Source organism: Actinoplanes sp. M2I2, assembly GCF_023544445.1.
Classification (GTDB): Bacteria; Actinomycetota; Actinomycetes; order Mycobacteriales; family Micromonosporaceae; genus Actinoplanes.
On sequence record NZ_JALPVJ010000003.1, the window covers coordinates 74494 to 91438 of the forward strand.

Genomic DNA, 16945 nt, shown 5'->3' on the forward strand with positions numbered 1-16945 from the left:
TAAAGCTAGAGGTACTTGGCCAGCTTCGTGGCGAGCAGGTCGCCCCGTACGCCCGAGTTGGGACAGCCGCCGAAGTGGTGCAGGGCCACGACCTTGTTCGTGGCCCGCGACAGCACCGGCGAGCCCGACGAGCCGCCCTCGGTGTCGCAGTAGTACGCCACGTCCGAGCCGGCCGCGTACCCGTCGTAGCCGGGGTTGGCCACCGTGCAGTTCCCGGCCTTCTCGCCCAGCGACCCGGCGATCCGGGTGGGCTCGCCGGCCGGGTGCTGCGGCACATAGAGCTTCTGGTTCTTGGCCGGCCGTTTGGTGTCGAGGCTCAGATGGCCGAACTTCTGCACCGACGCGAAGTTGCTGACCGTGAACAAGGTGTAGTCGTAGGTGCGGTCGGTGGCGATGACCTTGGCGCCCCACACCTTGGTCGGCTGGTAGACGTCGTACCCGCCGCACGTGGCGCACTGGTAGTTGAACCAGACCTCGGTGTTGTAGGCCTCGGCCGTGTTGGTGAAGCAGTGGTTGTTGGTGAGCATGGCGTTCTTCGTGCCGATCCGCCAACCCGTGCACAGCTCCGTGCCGTTGATCAGCAACCGGGCGATGGCCTTCGACTTCGTGTACGCCACCGGGTCGCTCGAGCGGAAACACGCGGCGTCGGCCGACGTGTCCGCACCGCAGACCGATTCCTCGCGACCCGTGCGGGCCGGGGCCATGAGCTGCTTCTCCGGTTGCCGGTCCTGTTCCGTACGGCTGTAGCCGCGCGCCACCCGGTCGACGTCCACGCCCAGCGAGCCGGCCGGGCCGCCCACCTCGGGCCGGGCCCCGGCGCCGCGGTGCACCTCGAGCACGGCCGTGTCGCCGGTGACCGACATCGCCCAGCGTTCTCCGCGCTCGGTGGCGGCCGGAGCGTCGTACCGGTAGTTCTCGGTGCCGTCGGCGCTCGACACGGTCACGTAGTCGCCGGGCTGCAGCTCCATCCGGGAGAAGTGCAGCTTGACGTACGACGCTCCCGGATAGCGGAACGTCTCCCGCCGCGGCTTTCCCTCGAGATAGCCGAGCAGCTTGCGCACGCTGACCAGTTCGCCGACCCGCTGCCGCCCAGCCCCGTCGCTCGCCTGGCCCGCCTCGACCACTCGCCCCGACTCGACCGGGCGTTCCGGGTCGTCCTCGGGCGCCCCGGCCGAGGCGCTCGGGGTGATCGAACCGGGCTCGACGGTCCCACCGGGCTCAGTGGTCTCGCCGGGCTCCGGCGCGGCGGTCGACGACGCCACGATCGGGCCCGCTCCGGGCGCCGGGGCCTCCCCTGCCTGTTCCCGCGCCTGCTCGGCCGAGACCGGGGTCCGGGCGACCGCGGCCGGCCCCTCGTGCCAGGAACCGACCGGTCTCCCGGTGCCGGCGGCATGCCAGGCGGTCGTCCCGGCCGCACCGGCCAGCACCAGGGCGGCGCATGCCGCGATCGCTATGGCTGCCTTACGTCGACCGGTCTTCAGGGGCACTGTCGTCAAACCGCCATTCACGTCATATCGAGGACATATGTACTAATCCGGCGTTCTCGCATCTGTGTAACGAGCCACCTGCGGCGGCGACGCGCCGAGCGGAACGTGCACACTGGGTCCGTGCGCATCACTTCCGCTGTCGTCGACCCAGCCTTGCTGGATCTGCCGTGGGACATCCCGCTCGAGGAGTGGCCGGCCGAGCACCTGGTCGCCCTGCCCCAGGGCATCTCGCGCCACATCGTGCGGTTCGTGAAGCTCAACGACGTGGTCTACGCGCTCAAGGAGACCCGCGAGCGGATCGCCGAGAAGGAGTACGACCTGCTGCGCGCGCTCGAGCGCATCGACTTCCCGGCCGTCGAGGCGGTCGGGATGGTCAACGACCGCGAGGACAAGACCGGCGAACCGCTGGAAACCGTGCTCATCACCCGGCACCTGCAGTTCTCGCTGCCCTACCGCGCGCTCTTCTCGCACGTGCTGCGGCCCGACACGCTCAACCGTCTGCTCGACGCGCTGGCCGCCCTGGTGGTGCGCATGCACCTGACCGGCTTCTCGTGGGGTGACTGCTCCCTGTCCAACACGCTGTTCCGGCGGGACGCGGGCGCGTTCGCGGCGTACCTGGTCGACGCCGAGACCGGCAACCTCTACCCGAAGCTCTCCGAGGGCCAGCGCAGCGAGGACATCGAGATCCTGCGGCTCAACATCTTCGGCGAGCTGCTCGACCTGGAGGCGGCCGAGCTGCTCCACGAGTCGATCGACCCCGAGATCGTGGTCGACGACATCGTGGCCCGGTACGAGCGGCTGTGGCACGAGGTCACCTACGAGCAGGAGGTGCCGCGCGACGCCCGGCACGACATCGAGCGGCGCATCCGGCGGCTCAACGAGCTCGGCTTCGACGTGGCCGAGGTCGACATGTCCACGGTGGACCAGGGCTACCGCATCCGGCCCAAGGTGGTCGACGCCGGCTACCACACGCGCCGGCTGCTGCGCCTGGCCGGCCTCGACGCCGAGGAGAACCAGGCCCGCCAGCTGCTCAACGACCTCGACACGTACCGGGCCGAGAGCCTGCTGGCCGACGAGCAGCAGGCCGCGCACCGGTGGCTGACCGAGGTGTTCGAGCCGGTCGTCCGGGCCGTTCCCGCGTCGCTGCGGCGCAAGCTCGAGCCGCAGGAGATCTTCACCCAGGTCATCCAGCACAAGTGGCTGCTCTCCGAGCAGGCCGGCCGCGACGTGGGCATGGCCACCGCGGTGCAGTCCTACCTCACCGACGTGCTGGCCAAGAAGCCCGACGAGCAGGCCGTGCTGGGCGTCGAGGTCGGCTCGCTGGCCGCCGAGGCCGGGCTGATCTGACGGCGGCGAGGCCGAGGCCGGCTCACCGGCCGTCGGTGTCGGGGCCGGGCTGATCCGACGGCGGCGGGTTCGCCTGCTCGCGCAGCACGCGCAGACCGGCCCGGCGGGCCACCACCACGAGCTCGTCGCCCGGCGCCAGCACCCGCCGGCCGTCGGGCAGCCAGTCGACCCACTCCGACCCGGCCGCGGTCATGCCGATCACCCGGGTGCTCTCCGGACGGTCGGCCGCGCTCAGGGCGGCGCCGTCCAGGGCCGAGCCCGGCTGCACCGGCACGGCCGCCACCAGCAGCGCGTGCCGCTCGACCGGGATCGTCGCGAGCATCTCGCGCTCGATCATGGCGGCGGCGAAGGCCGGGGCACACAGCCGCGAGACGCTGCGCGAGATGTTGATGTCGAAGACCGCCTGCACCCGCTGGGCGAAGTCGTCGTCGAACAACCGCAGCACCACCCGGATGTCCTCGCGGGCGGCCCGGGCATGCAGGGCGGCCTGCAGGTTGACCGCGTCGTCGGTCGACACCACCACCAGCGCCTGGCAGTGGTCGATCGACGCGGCCCGCAGCGTCTCCTCCAAGGACGCGTCGCCCTCGATCACCGGCACGCCCAGCGACTGGGCCACCTTGACGCCCCGCGCGGCCGGATCGCGGTCGATCGCCACGACGTCGAGACCGAGGTCGACCAGCTGGCGCAGCACCCGCGTGCCGACCGCGCCCAGTCCGACCAGCACGATGTGACCGGTGTGGACCTTGAGGATCTCGCCGCGGTCGAGGGCCAGCCGGGTCTTGACCACGCCGTCCACCACGGCCGCGGTGATCAACGGGAGCAGGGCGACACCGGCGACGGTCAGCACCAGCTGAGCGGCCTGGGCCGGCGGCGAGTTGTCGGGCTCCACATCGGACGAGCCGACCATGGTCAGCAACGTGATGTAGACGGACTTCCAGAAGCCGGTCACCCCGGTGAAGTGCGTGAGCAGGGCGCCCGAAACCGCGGTCAGCGCGAGCGCGACCAGCACGGCGATGCCCAGCTTGCGGGTCAGCCCGACGCGGACGGCCCGGCCGATCGTCAGCCAGGGGCGGCGGCGGCGACCGGCCCGGGCCAGCCGGCGCGCGGTCACCGCCTGGGCGGCCGGGCGGCCCGTGGCCTCGGCGAGCACCAGATCGGTGGGCCGTTGCTCCGGCGGCGCGGGCTCGGCCGGCAGCACGGTGATCCGTCCGCTGTCGTTCGAGGTGGCCAGGGTGAGCAGCGCCGACTCGCCCGGCACATCGCCGCGCCGGGCCACGTTGAGGGTGCGGGACGCGTACCGGAAATGGGTCGGCGCGACCTCGCCGAGCGCGGCCGCGACGAACGCCGGCGCCGCCATCGCCGCGTCGGAGAGCACCGCGCAGTCGGCGAAGAGACGCCGGACCCCGTACGCCAGGCCGGTCGTGAACATGCGGATCACCAGCCGCAGGTCGCCCTCGACCGCGCGGGCGCACAACGCCGCGTGCAGATTGACCATGTCGTCGGGCATCACCAGCGCCAGCGCGTCGGCCCCGGCCAGCCCGGCGTCGCGGAAGGTCCGCTCGTCGAGCCGGGCCGCGGTGATCACCTTGACGCCGCGGGCGCGCAGACCGTTCAGGTCGGGCACGGCCGGCCGCAGATCGGGTGGCGTGATCACGGTGACCCGGATGCGGCCGGAGGTGGCCAGCTCGTCGGCCAGCGTGTAGACCAGCGCGTCGGATCCGCACACCACGAAGTGCGGGCGGGCGTCGGCCGTCCGCTCCCGCAGCCGGGCCACCAGGGATCGTTTCCCGCCATGCGCCGCGTCGGTTGCCACGTTCGCGATCGTAGCCAGCCGGAACCCGCCCGCGGGCCCGCTCGTTGCCCCCTCCGACGCTTTCGTCCGAATTCGGGTCTCTCCAAATTGGCCTTCCCGTACGGGTCCCCTACCGTGCGGATCTCTTCCAGGAGGAGAACAGTGCGCAAGTTGTGGTACGCCGGAGCGGCCCTCACCGGTGGGATCATCCTGTTCGCGGCGTCCCCCGCGCAGGCCGACCGGCTGCCCGGCGCCGTCGCCGCGGCCCAGCAGGCCGATGAGCGGCCCGACCGGCTTCCCTCCGCCGACGTGGTCCGTCGTCCTGATCGGACGCTTCCCGCGCAGGATCCACCGGCGCAGGGTCTGCCCCTCCAGGGCCTGCCCCTCCAGGGCCTGCCGATTCAGGGCCTGCCGATTCAGGGCCTGCCGGTCTTCGGCTCGGGTGGGTTGCCGCTGCTCTCCGGACTCATGCCGAACGGGCCGGTGCGCGACTTCTCGAAGCGCCCGACGACGCGTCAGACCGAGATGTTCGACGGCGGAGTGCCGCTGCTCGGTGGGCTCGGTGGGCTGTCGCCGGCCAACGACGCGCCGCGGACGCCCCCGCCGACCGATCAGCCCGACGTCTCCGGCATGCCCGCCGGCGGTGTCGCGATCCTGCCGACCGCCACCGACGGCTCCCCCGCGCCGGTCCCGGGCACGGCCACGGCACCGGCCGCCACGGCTCCCGCGACCACCACGCCGGCGACCGCCGCCACGCCCGCTCCCGCCACGCCCGCCGCGTCGTCACCCGCCGCGCCGGCGCCCGCCGCGTCGACCGCCACCTCCGCGCAGCCGGCCAAGCCCGCCAAGCCCGCCAAGCCGGGCAAGCCGCACAAGCGGGCCGAGCCCAAGCCCGCGGCCACGCCCGACGACCCGCGCCTGTTCGAGGAGCCGGTCGAGACCGACGAGCCGGAGCTCCGCCCGTTCTCGTCCGACGGCCGCCCGGTGGCCGGAGTCGATCAGCAGTACCGGTGACCGAACGAGAGGGCCCGCCCGGCATGACGCCGGACGGGCCCTTTTCTGGTGCGGTCGACCGTTACGGGGTGACCGCCGTGATCGTGATCGGCGCGCGGCCGACGACCGCGCCCTGATCGGTCACGATCGCGACCTCGCCCGACAGCTCACGGCCGGCCGGGGGCACCGTCAGCGCGGTGACCGTGGCGTTGACCGTGGTGGACGCGCCGTTGGCCAGCACGACCGGGTTGCCCGGCACGGCGACCGAGCCGAGCACCGGGCTGTAGTAGGCGTCGAGGTAGTCGTACGCCGTGGTGCCCGCGGGCACCGAGTAGCCGTCGACCACGGCGGTGTACGTGCCCGCCGCCGGGTCGGCCAGCGAGATCGACTCCTCCGAGTCACCGTCGGCGTCCTGGCCGACCAGGGTGTCGCCGCGGTACAGCGACAGGTCGAGGTCGGCCGAGGCGTCGGCCGGGTTGCCGATCACCACGTCCAGCCGGGTCGCGCCGGCCGGCACGACGATCTCGAACTCCTGGCTGTCACCCTCCGCGATGGACGGACGCTGGCGGCTGACGCTGCCGAGCGGGCCACCCTGCGCGGTCACCGTCACCGGGCCGAACAGGTTCTTGACGGTGAAGTTCACCGGCGTCGGCTGGTTGACCGCCACGCTGGGCAGCGTGACCGACTCCGGCGTCAGCTGGACGCCCTGCACCTTGGCCGTCAGCTTGAACGGGTTGCTCAGCACCGGCGTGGTGCGCCGGGACTCGAGCTCCAGCTCCCAGATGCCCGGGATCGGGTTCTCGTACGCGCGCTCCTCCGGCTTGCAGACGTTCGCGTCGGAGTAGTTCGTGTAGCAGTTCGCGCTGGCGGTGTCGTCCACCGGGACGCCCCACGGGTTGATCGCGATGAAGCGGGTCTGCGACCCGGCGGCGATGCCCGACAGATCCACCTGGAGCGCCTTGGCCCCCTCGGGAACAGTGACGTAGTACGAGGTGGTGGAGCTGCGGTCGACCTGGCCCGAGAAGCTCGTCTCGTAGGACGGCTTGCGGGTGTCGACGCCCGTGACGACGGTGTTGAGCACCTCGAAGTCGACCACCGGGGTGGCCGGGTCGTCGACCTTGAGGATGGCGCTGGCCACCCCGCTCTTCGCCCGCACCACGACCGGCACGCTGACCGTCTTGTTCAGCGGCAGCACGACCAGCGGCGAAGCGGCGAACGAGGAGCGGTCGCCGACCCACGAGAGCCTGTGCAGCACCGGGTAGCTCGGGCCCGAGGTGCGGGTGAGCTTGATCGTCTGAACCTTGACCTGGCCCGGCTTGAGGCCACCGTCGGCCACGGCGCAGCGGTTGTAGATGCCCTCGCCCCGGCCGGGCGTGGTCAGCTGATCCGCGAGCGGCGTGCAGACCGGCGCCGACGACGTGTAGGTGCGCGTGGCCGGCTTCTTGGCCAGCAGCTTCCACGCCTCCGGCACGTCGAGCTGGCCGTAGCCCTGCTCGTTGACCTGCTCGCCCGGGATCGAGTCGGCGGTCGAGTAGATCGAGCGTCGCAGCGCCAGCGGGGACACCTTGATGCCGTTGGCCTTGGCCGCCGACAGCAGCAGCGCCGCGCCACCGGCAGCCTGCGGGGAGGCCATCGAGGTGCCGTTCTGCATCGAGTAACCCGGCGGCAGGGTGTAGGGCACGGTGGTGAGGCCGGGGACCTCTTCCCACAGCGGCGACAACGAGACGGCCGAACCCGGTGCGGCGATGTTCGGCTTGAAGCCACCGTCCTCACGCGGGCCGCGCGACGAGAACGGGATCAGCTGCAACGGCTTGCGGGTGTCCGCGCCGTAGTTGGACTTCCATGTGTCGTCGGAGATGCTGGCGCCCACGCTGACCACGGCGGTCGCGCCCGAGGGCTCGCCGATCGTGTTCACACCCGGGCCGCTGTTGCCGGCCGAGATGAACAGCTGGACGCCGTACTTGTTGATCAGGTCGTTGTAGAGCTTGGCCTGCGCGTTGGCGCCGTCGTTGAGCGCCGGCAGTCCACCGATCGACATGTTGATCACGTCGACGCCGCGGTTGATGACCAGGTCGGCCATGCCGGTGGTCAGCGCGGCGTTGGTGCAGCCGCCGCCCCACGAGCAGGCCCGCGACGAGACGATCGTGGAGCCGGGCGCCTGGCCGTCGAACGCCGCGTTGCCGAAGAGGTCGTTGCCCGCGGCGATGCCGGCCACGTGCGAGCCGTGCAGGCCCTCGGGGATGCCGATGTTGACGAAGTCGGCAACGCCCTCGAGCTCGGCCGGCGTCAGGTCGACGTCCTCGCGGTACTCGACGACGAACGGCATGCGCTCGGCGATCGCGGTGGTGGGGTTGTCGGTTCCGAAGTGGCCGACATCGAACTTCTCCTTGTACGGCCGCATCACGGCGTCGTCGGTGAAGTCGAGGTTCTGGTTGGTGTCGACCCGGATGTCGTGGCTGACCGGGTCGTAGAGGATGCCCCACGTGTCGGTGGTGTCACCGTCGCGGTTGACGTCCCCCTCGGGCTCCGAGGCCGTGGTGATCGACTCGGCGAAGCGGTTGACCCGCCACGTGCCCGCCGGGGCCTTCCAGGTCGCGCCCGCGTAGGTGAAGGACGGACCGGCCACCTCGGTCAGCATCGCGCGCCAGGTGCCGTCGCCCTCGAGCAGCGGATCGGTCGCGGTGACCCAGTCGACGATCTTGCGCTCGCCGGTGGTGGTCTTGGAGAGCGCCGGGTGGTCGAGGTCCACACCGGAGTCCATGATGCCGATCGTGACGCCGCGACCGTCGTACTTCGGGTTCTTCTTCTTGAAGTCCACCGAGCCGGTCTCGTCGGTCGGCAGGTACGGGTTCGCGGCGGGCGTCGACGGGCCGGGGGCGGCCAGCTGCGCCGGCTTGCCGGGCCTGTCGTTGCTGCCGGTCTCCGGCACCTTGATCGTCTCTTCGAGGTCGACCGCGGCCACCCCGGCCAGGTTGGCGGCGGCCAGCACCTTCGCGATCGGTACGGACGCGAGCACGTAACCGATCTGGTCGAAGCGCCGGGTGACGACACCGCCGAGCGCTTCGATCTTCGCCGCGACCTCGGCCGACTTGCCGGCGTCGGTGGCCACGATGGCCGTGACGAACTTCTTGTGGGCGGCCTCGGCCTTGGCCAGCAACTCGGCGTCGTGCCCGCCGAGGGTGTCGGCCGGCGAGTCCTTGGGAGTGGCGGGGCTGTCGGCCGCTTGCAGAACTGCGGGAGCCGCGCCCTGGCCGGGTGCCGCCGCGGCCGGAAGCGCACTGCTCAGCGTGGCGCCGGCGGCCACGCCGACAGCCAGCACCGAGGTGAACGTTCGCCGGCCCCATGTGGATTGTTGTCTCACGTACGGGTCCTCCGGAAGGAAGGCGTTCAGCGGGGGTTCACTGAACGCATCCCCGGATCCTCTGATCGATCGGGATGGAAGTCACTACAGTCGATGACGTTGTGACGAGCCCGTGACATTCGTTTCGGCGCATCATTTCCGGCGAGTTACCGCAGGTCACAATGTTTTCGCGGCGCACGCCGCCCTATCGGTGGTTGCGAAAGCAAATGTCCTTATCGCACGGCCACTCTCCGCGAGGTTGCCCGATCGGGCATCGTCGTCAGCCGATCGGATTCCCGTTCCCGGTGGGCCGGTGTGGCGCGGACGGCCGGCATCGTCGTACCCGCGTCGTAGCATGACGCGCGTGACCGAAGGCTTCGAACTCGGCGTCGACCTGGGCACCTCACACACCGTGGCCATGCTGCGACGCCCCGACGGGCGCACGCGGCCGCTGCTGTTCGACGGTCGCCCCCTGTTGCCCTCCGCCGTCCACCTCGACGTGTCCGGCCGCCTGCACGTCGGCGCCGACGCGCTCCGCCTCGGCCACGCCGACCCCGGCCGCCTCGAGCCGCACCCGAAAAGGCACATCGACGACGACTCCGTGCTCCTCGGCGACGGCACCGGCGTGCCGGTGCCCGACCTGCTGGCCGCCCTGCTGACGGCGGTCGCCCGCGAGGCCGTGGCCACCGCCGGCTTCCTGCCACCGGCCACAGTCACCCATCCGGCCTCCTGGGGCGCGCCCCGCCGGGCCGTGCTGGTCGAGGCGCTCAGCCGCGCCGGCTGGCCGGCCGAGACGGCGCTGCTGCCCGAGCCGGTGGCCGCCGCCCGCTACTTCGCCGAGGTGCTGCGCCGCCCCCTGCCGACCGGCTCCTCGCTGGCTGTCTTCGATTTCGGCGCCGGCACTCTGGACGTGGCCGTGGTCCGCCACGACGGTCCCGGCGCGGCGTTCTCGGTGACCGCCTCGGGCGGCGCCGACGACCTCGGCGGGCTCGATCTCGACGCCGCGCTCGTCGACCACCTGGGCAAGTCGCTGGCCGGGGCCGAGCCCGAGGCATGGCGGGCGCTGACCGAGCCGGTGACGCTGGCCCAGTGGCGGGCCCGGCGGCAGTTCTGGGACGACGTGCGCGGCGCCAAGGAGATGCTGTCCCGCAGCTCGTTCGCCCCGGTGCCGGTGCCCGGCGTCGAGCAGGCCGTGCACCTGACCCGTGACGAGCTCGAGGCGGCGGCCGATCCCCTCGTCCGCCGCGGAGTGGCCGAGGCCGGCGCGGTGATCGCCGCGGCCGGGCTGCGGCCGTCCGAACTGGCCGGGCTCTTCCTGGTCGGCGGCTCGTCCCGGGTCCCCCTGGTGGCCCGGCTCCTGCACGCCGAACTGGGCATCGCGCCGACCGTCCTCGAACAGCCCGAGCTCCCGGTCGCCGAGGGGGCCACGCTCAGCGCGCCCGCCGGCGCCTCGGCCATGCCTGTCGCGGCCGCGCCGATTTCCGGGCCGTCCACCGAGCCGGCCGGGCCCCCCACCGCGGCCGCTCCGCCGACTCCAACCCCGCCGCCTTCTGGCCCGCCGCCTTCTGCCCCGGTCCCGGCTGTCTCGCCCACCGGTCCGGGCGACGACCGGCAGTACGCCGACCCGGTCGACCCCTGGGCCACGGGCGAAGCCGCCGCGATCGCCGCCGGCGCGCACGCCATGCCCGGCTCACCGTCGTTCACCGGCCGGCCCACCCCCTTCGGACCGCCCAGCGCCGAGCCCTGGCTCGCCTCCGACACACCACAGCCGGCACCCGAGCCGGCGCCCCGCCACCACCGTCGCCGCTGGATCGTCGCCGGCGCCGCCACCGCGGCCGTCGTCGTGGCGGCCGGGGCGGTGCTCACCTGGACGTTCTGGCCGCGGCACCCCGCCCTCGGCTATCAGTCCCTCGGCGACCCGGTCCGCGTCACGCCGGCCGTACCGCTCGGCTCAGGCTGGAAGGACGCCGTGATCCGCGGTGACCGCGCCTACCTCGGCAGCGCCGACTACGACACCGGAAGGGCCGGCGTCGTCGCCATCGACACCGGCTCCGGCAAAGCGGCCTGGACCAACCCCGACGCCGGCACCGCCAAGCGCTGGCAGTCGATGGTCGCCCTGCCCGACGGTGTCGCCCTGTTCAGCGAGGCCGACTACGACACCGACACCAGCCAGCTCGTCCTGCTCGGGGCCGACCGCGGCGAAAAGCTGTGGCAGCGCACCCTCGGCGAGAACGACACCGCCACGTTCGCCGGCGGCTCGGCCGTCGTCACCGACCGGACCGGCAAGAGGCTGGTCGGCCTCGACGCCGCCACCGGCGAACAACGCTGGACACTGCCCGACCCCGACGGCACCACGGCGCCCGCACTGATCGGCGTGACGACGCCGGCCGACCTGTCCGGGCCGGCCACCCCCACCGGCCGCCCGCTCGCCCCCGACCTGGACGACGATCCGCGCCTCGTGCAGATCGGCGCCGACCGCAGCGCCCGGGTGATCGACGCGAACTCCGGCAAGGTGCTCGTCTCCCGACCCAACATCGCCCGCCCCGACGACGAAGTGATCGCCCACAACGGCCGGCTCGTCGTGCGCGGCTCCGAGGACATCCATCGCATCGTCGTCTACGACCTGGACAAACTCGACGGCGACACGATCGCCTACACGGCCGGCTCGGCCACCGCACGGCTCACCGGGCTCGCCCCCTGCGGTGACACCCGGGTCTGCATGGTCGAAGGCACCGGCTATGGCGACGACAACGCCAAAGTGGTGGCCGTCGACGTCGCCGACGGCAAACGGGTCTGGGAAGCCGCCGCGCCCGACGCCGACGCCGTCATCCCCGTCGGCGAGGCCGTGCTGGTCACCTACTCGACCACCACCCGGCTGATCGACTCGTCCGGCGCGGAAGTATGGACCCGGCAGGCCGCCGCCGCCCGGCTCGACGCGGCGAACGTGCTCGAGTTCAGCAAGCCGCTGGCCGGCTACGCCGACGACCCCGCCCTGGCCGGCCGCCACCTCGGCGACGACCCGGTCCAGCTCGGCCCGCTGGCCGACGTCCAGACCGACACCTGCTCGTGGAACACGACCCACCTGGCCTGCGCCACCCCGAAGGACTTCATCGTCGTCCAGTACGCCGGATGACACGAAACGGGCGGCCTCCCCGAAGGGAGACCGCCCGGTCAGTTATCGCGTGGGGACGCTCAGACGCGAGCGCCGGTCTCCGCGTTGAAGACGTGGATGGCGTTGGTCTGCGGCCGGATGAACACCGTCTCGCCCATGCTCGGCATGGTCTTGCGGTCGGTGCGGACCGTGAACCGCTCCGAGGCGCCGTCGATGTCGGCGTGGCCGTAGACGTTCGCGTCCGAACCCAGGTCCTCGACCAGGTCGACGACGATCGGCAGCGCACCCTCGGACTGCGACACCAGGTCGGCCGCCTCCGGGCGGAACCCGATGGTGACCTTGCCGCCGCTGTTCTTCGCGGCCGCGACCTGCTCACGCGTCAACGGGATGTTGATCGCGCCGAACGTGCCGCCCGACTCGGTCAGCGGAACCGTCTTGATGTTCATGGCCGGCGAACCCATGAAGCCGGCGACGAACACGTTGCCCGGGGTGTCGTACAGCGCCCGCGGGGTGTCCACCTGCTGCAGCACACCGTCGAGCATGACGGCCACCCGGTGACCCATGGTCATGGCCTCGACCTGGTCGTGGGTCACGTACACGGTCGTGACACCCAGCTTGGCCTGCAGCGTGGCGATCTGCGAACGCGTCTGCACACGGAGCTTCGCGTCAAGGTTCGACAGCGGCTCGTCCATGAGGAAGACCTGCGGCTCACGCACGATCGCGCGACCCATGGCGACACGCTGGCGCTGGCCACCGGAAAGCGCCTTGGGCTTACGGGACAGGTACTCGTCCAGCTGCAGAAGAGCAGCGGCCTCCTTGACCCGGCGGTCGATCTCAGCCTTCGAGGTCTTCCGCAGCTTCAGGGCGAACGCCATGTTCTCGTACACCGACATGTGCGGGTACAGAGCGTAGTTCTGGAAGACCATCGCGATGTCACGCGACTTCGGCGGCAGGTTCGTGACGTCCTTGCCCTCGATCAGAATGCGACCCCGGTCGACATCCTCCAGACCCGCGAGCATGCGCAGGCTGGTGGACTTGCCACAACCGGAAGGGCCGACCAGAACGAGGAACTCGCCGTCGCCGATCTCGAGGTTCAGCTCGTTGACCGCGGGCCGCTCAGAGCCCGGATAGATGCGCGAGGCCTTGTCATAAGTAACGGTAGCCATGCTGAAACAGACTTCCTTCCCACCGGCAGGAACGTGCCGGACGATCCGAGTGGAGGAACAGCCCTGTAAACGTAAAGCTTTTTACGCGTCATGCCAAGGCACCCCCAAGGCCCCCACCCGTTATGCTGGCCCCCACGCCCCTGTAGCTCAGCTGGCCAGAGCACCCGTCTTGTAAACGGGAGGTCGTCGGTTCGACCCCGACCGGGGGCTCGCAGGCGCCGAAGTATGTCCGCACACACCGCGGACCTGGCCTCCTCGCATTCCTCCTGGGGGCCGAGCCCCCAGACCCCACGTCACGGTGGGCACGCCCGTGGGTGGGAGCGGTGGAAGGCCCTTCGGGCCAGGACAACGGCCCGCACGCACCGAAGAACGTCCGCACACACCGCGGACCTGGCCACCTCGCATTCCTCCTGGGGGCCGAGCCCCCAGACCCCACGTCACGATGGGCACGCCCGTGGGTGGGAGCGGTGGAAGGCCCTTCGGGCCAGGACAACGGCCCGCACGCACCGAAGAACGTCCGCACACACCGCAGACCTCCCCTCCTCGCATTCCTCCTGGGGGCCGAGCCCCCAGACCCCACGTCACGGTGGGCACGCCCGTGGGTGGGAGCGGTGGAAGGCCCTCCGGGTCGGGGGCATTGGCGGCCGGGCCGCCTTGGCGTATCACTGCCGGGTGTGCGACTGCTTGGGTGTGTCGTTGTCTTGTGGTTGAGCGGGTGCGGGGACGGCACTGAAAGCGGCTTCTAGGACGTCGCCGGTCGCAGCTTCGGCCTCCGGGCTCAGCACCCGGTCGGTGTTCAGCGCGACCACCGCCTGGCGCACGCCGTCGTCGCTGGTCACAACGATGCTGAGGTAGCCCGGGAACCGGCCGTCGTGGCCCCACCCCGTGATGCCCGGCCGAATGATCCGACGAAGGCCCAGCCCGTACCCGGACGATCCGACTTCAGCGATCATCGCCCGGCCGAGCTCAGGGCTCAGCACCCTCCCGGTCAGCAGCGCACGGTGGAAGCGGGCCAGGTCGGTGACCGTGGAGACCATTCCGCCGGCGGTCCAGCCGATCGACGGGCTGAGGTCGGTGAAATCGAGAATGCCATCGGGCACCCCGTACGACGTCGGCAAGTTGGTCAGGTGGCCTCGCAAGTGCCGGCCAGGGATCGCCGCGCCGCGCACCGGAAACGAAGTCCCGGTCAGACGCAATGGTTCGATCAGCCGACGGTGCACTTCTTCTGCGGCGGAATTCCCGGTGACAGCTTCGATCACCAACCCCAGCAGAATATAGTTGGTATTGGCATATGCGAACTTCGTCCCGGGCGTGGCGGTCTCCGCCCCATTCACGAGGGCGAGAAGGTCACGCGGTTCCCAATGATGGTCCGGGTCAGTGGTGTACGGCGCGAGCAACCGCGGATCGTTCGAGTACTCGGCCAGCCCGCTGGTGTGCTGTAGCAAGTGCCGGACAGTGATGCCCGGAGCGGGAGCGAATGTCACCGCGTCGTTCAAAGCGAGCCGGCCCTCGGCGACGAGCTGCAGGACCACCGCGGCGACGAACGGCTTGGTGTTGCTGCCGATCCGGAAACGGTCTCCCACACGTGCGGGCGCTCCGGAGCGGCGGTCGCCGATCCCACTGGCCCGGCCCGCGAGGCGGGAGTACGCGACGGCGCCCGGCACTCCGGCTCGCACGAGCCGGTCCAGGGCTTCCTGCACGTTGTCTGTCAAATTTCGTCCGCTTTTGCGTACACCGACACGTGGCGAGGGCTGGCGGCGGTGAACGGCTGCCCGGTGAAGTCACCCCACCGGTCCATCAGCTTGAGGCCACACAGCTCCGCGAGTAAGTCCAGTTCCGACGGGAAGGCGTAACGAATGACGTGCTGGACCGTCTCGGGAACGCCGCCGTCGAGGATGGTGTGCACACCAACCATCAGCTGGTGGGAACGGTCGACGCTGACCACGTCGAGCATGACCGCGTTCATGCCGAGGTGCCGCACCGACGTAGTGGGCTGTGTGAGCCCGTGGAAGGGAGCCGGCTCGAAGACTTCGATGACGAAGCGGCCGCCGGGGGCCAGCTGCTTGTGGACGCCGCGCAGACAGGAGATCTGCTGCTCACGGGTGACGGCGGAGAAGAAGGTGTTCAGCACGACGAGGATCAGGTCGTGCTCGCCTCCGGTCGTCGTGTTGGTGAAGTCAGCGAGCTGAGTGGTGACGCGACCCTCCGGATCCTTGCGAGCGAGCTGCGCAAGCATCGGAGCCGAACCGTCGATGCCGTGCACCTCATAGCCTCGCTCCGCGAGCGGAATCGCGATGCGCCCGGTACCGACGCCCAACTCCAGGATTCGCGCCGGCGCCGGACGCAGCCGCTCGACCAGGTCAAGGCTGGCCGCGGTATCGATCTCGATGTGTGGGTACATGAGGTCGTAGACGCCGGCGAGTCGTTCCTCGTAGGGGGCATGTCTGATCATGTGCGTTGTCCCTTCGGTGCGGTCAGGAGCGTTAACGGATCGGCGGCTATACCGAACCGGTCGCGGAGGACGCGACGAGCGACGTGCAGACCGGACATACCGTGCACACCGGGCCCGGGAGGGCTAGCCGCGGAGCAGTGGTACAAGCCCGGCACAGGGGTGGTGAACGGGTCGACGCCGAGGCGCGGTCGGAATGCGAGCTGGTGGAGGCTCAGCAGCCCCGAGGTGATGTCGCCACCGACGTGGTTGGCGTTGTGGCTCTCCACCTGGGCGGCAGTGCGCACGTGCCGGGCGACGACCAGGTCGCGGAAGCCCGGCGCGAACCGCTCGATTTGCCCGATCACCGCCTCGCTCACATCCGTGTCGGAGCCACGGGGAACGTGGGCGTACGCGGACAGAGCCTGCAATCCACGCGGCGCGCGAGTGTCGCCGACGGCGGACGGCTGCGTGACAAGCACATATGGCCGCGGAACGTGCTTACCGGAGGCGACGGCACGCTGGACTGCAATAGCCTCCGCCCGCGTGCCGGCCAGGTGCAACGTCCCTGCGCGGTCGCAGCCGGCGGCCGACCAGGGCACCGGGCCGGACAGCACGAAGTCGACTGTGCAGCTGCCGACGCCGTACTGGTACCTGGCGAGGCGCCGCAGGTAACGCCGCGGTAGCACCGTTCCAGCTATGCGCGCCAGGACAGTCGGACCGCAGTTGAGAACAATTGCCCGAGCGCGAGGCAGGTCGCGGATGTCGTGGACAGGGCTGTCCGCCATCAGGGTGCCGCCGTGCGCTTGGATGTCGGCGACCATGGCATCGGTGATCGCCTGGCTGCCGCCGCGAGGCAACGGCCAGCCGACCGCGTGGGCGAGCAGAGCGAGGGTCGTTCCGACCGCCGTGGCCGGTAGACGATCAGGCCGGACGACGCCATGCAGATTCACGCCGGTGAGCATCGCCCCGGCAACGCCGGCCTGTGGCAGGAACCGCTGTTCCAGGACGGCTGCGCCGAGAAGAGTCGCGGCCGGTGAGATGAGCACCGCGGGGTCGCGGAGGTCGGACAGCGCCGCGGCGGCCACCGCCGGCCAGCGCGCGGTGAGGGGGGCGAAGATCCTCCGCCAGCGACGGCCCGCACTGCCCAGCCCGTCGGCCGTACGGTCCAAGCCAGGCCTGCTTGGCCATCGTCAAGCGGATGCGCGTACGCGATCTGGGGTTGAAGCATGGTGACACCGCGTGCGCCCAGGTTGAACGCCCGGAAGAACGGCGACGCC

10 protein-coding genes and 1 tRNA gene are annotated in these 16945 nt (G+C 71.1%); 4 read left to right on the forward strand and 7 right to left on the reverse strand.

Annotated elements, in window-relative coordinates; all coding sequences use genetic code 11:
- Positions 1 to 5: 5 nt before the first annotated feature.
- On the reverse strand, positions 6 to 1487 hold the full coding sequence (locus tag HJC40_RS07715) for a trypsin-like peptidase domain-containing protein (protein WP_249999672.1): 1482 nt from the start codon (positions 1485 to 1487) through the stop codon (positions 6 to 8).
- A 120-nt stretch (positions 1488 to 1607) separates the two neighbouring features.
- On the opposite strand from HJC40_RS07715, the gene HJC40_RS07720 reads away from it, so the two are divergent.
- Positions 1608 to 2834 carry a DUF4032 domain-containing protein gene (locus HJC40_RS07720; protein WP_249999584.1) on the forward strand — a complete coding sequence of 409 codons (1227 nt, stop codon included), beginning with the start codon at positions 1608 to 1610 and terminating at the stop codon, positions 2832 to 2834.
- Between the two features lie 22 nt (positions 2835 to 2856).
- On the opposite strand, the gene HJC40_RS07725 is transcribed toward HJC40_RS07720, so the two are convergent.
- Entirely contained in the window at positions 2857 to 4647 is a 1791-nt protein-coding gene (locus HJC40_RS07725) for a TrkA family potassium uptake protein (protein ID WP_249999586.1), read from the reverse strand.
- A gap of 141 nt (positions 4648 to 4788) precedes the next feature.
- Between HJC40_RS07725 and HJC40_RS07730 the strand changes: the two genes are divergently transcribed.
- Complete coding sequence (locus HJC40_RS07730; protein WP_249999588.1) at positions 4789 to 5640, forward strand: hypothetical protein; 852 nt, start codon at positions 4789 to 4791, stop codon at positions 5638 to 5640.
- A 61-nt stretch (positions 5641 to 5701) separates the two neighbouring features.
- On the opposite strand, the gene HJC40_RS07735 is transcribed toward HJC40_RS07730, so the two are convergent.
- Entirely contained in the window at positions 5702 to 8938 is a 3237-nt protein-coding gene (locus tag HJC40_RS07735) for a S8 family serine peptidase (RefSeq protein WP_374271284.1), read from the reverse strand.
- 385 nt (positions 8939 to 9323) lie between these two features.
- Here HJC40_RS07735 and HJC40_RS45165 point away from each other — a divergent pair, with 385 nt between their 5' ends.
- A complete protein-coding gene (locus tag HJC40_RS45165; protein ID WP_308200864.1) occupies positions 9324 to 12092 on the forward strand; it encodes an Hsp70 family protein in 2769 nt (922 codons plus the stop codon).
- 59 nt (positions 12093 to 12151) lie between these two features.
- On the opposite strand, the gene HJC40_RS07750 is transcribed toward HJC40_RS45165, so the two are convergent.
- Positions 12152 to 13237 (reverse strand): ABC transporter ATP-binding protein, encoded by a 1086-nt coding sequence (locus HJC40_RS07750; RefSeq protein WP_249999595.1) that lies wholly within the window; start codon positions 13235 to 13237, stop codon positions 12152 to 12154.
- A 136-nt stretch (positions 13238 to 13373) separates the two neighbouring features.
- Here HJC40_RS07750 and HJC40_RS07755 point away from each other — a divergent pair.
- A tRNA-Thr gene (locus tag HJC40_RS07755) sits at positions 13374 to 13447 on the forward strand.
- Between the two features lie 452 nt (positions 13448 to 13899).
- On the opposite strand, the gene HJC40_RS07760 is transcribed toward HJC40_RS07755, so the two are convergent.
- The 3 genes from HJC40_RS07760 to HJC40_RS07770 are packed head-to-tail and all read right to left on the reverse strand — an operon-like array spanning position 13900 to position 16837.
- Positions 13900 to 14949, reverse strand: coding sequence for a serine hydrolase (locus tag HJC40_RS07760; RefSeq protein WP_249999597.1), 1050 nt, complete (start codon positions 14947 to 14949; stop codon positions 13900 to 13902).
- Positions 14946 to 15689 (reverse strand): bifunctional 2-polyprenyl-6-hydroxyphenol methylase/3-demethylubiquinol 3-O-methyltransferase UbiG, encoded by a 744-nt coding sequence (locus HJC40_RS07765; protein ID WP_249999599.1) that lies wholly within the window; start codon positions 15687 to 15689, stop codon positions 14946 to 14948. Before HJC40_RS07765 ends, HJC40_RS07760 begins: the two co-directional genes overlap by 4 nt.
- Entirely contained in the window at positions 15686 to 16837 is a 1152-nt protein-coding gene (locus tag HJC40_RS07770) for an NAD(P)/FAD-dependent oxidoreductase (RefSeq protein WP_249999601.1), read from the reverse strand. Before HJC40_RS07770 ends, HJC40_RS07765 begins: the two co-directional genes overlap by 4 nt.
- Positions 16838 to 16945 lie beyond the last annotated feature (108 nt).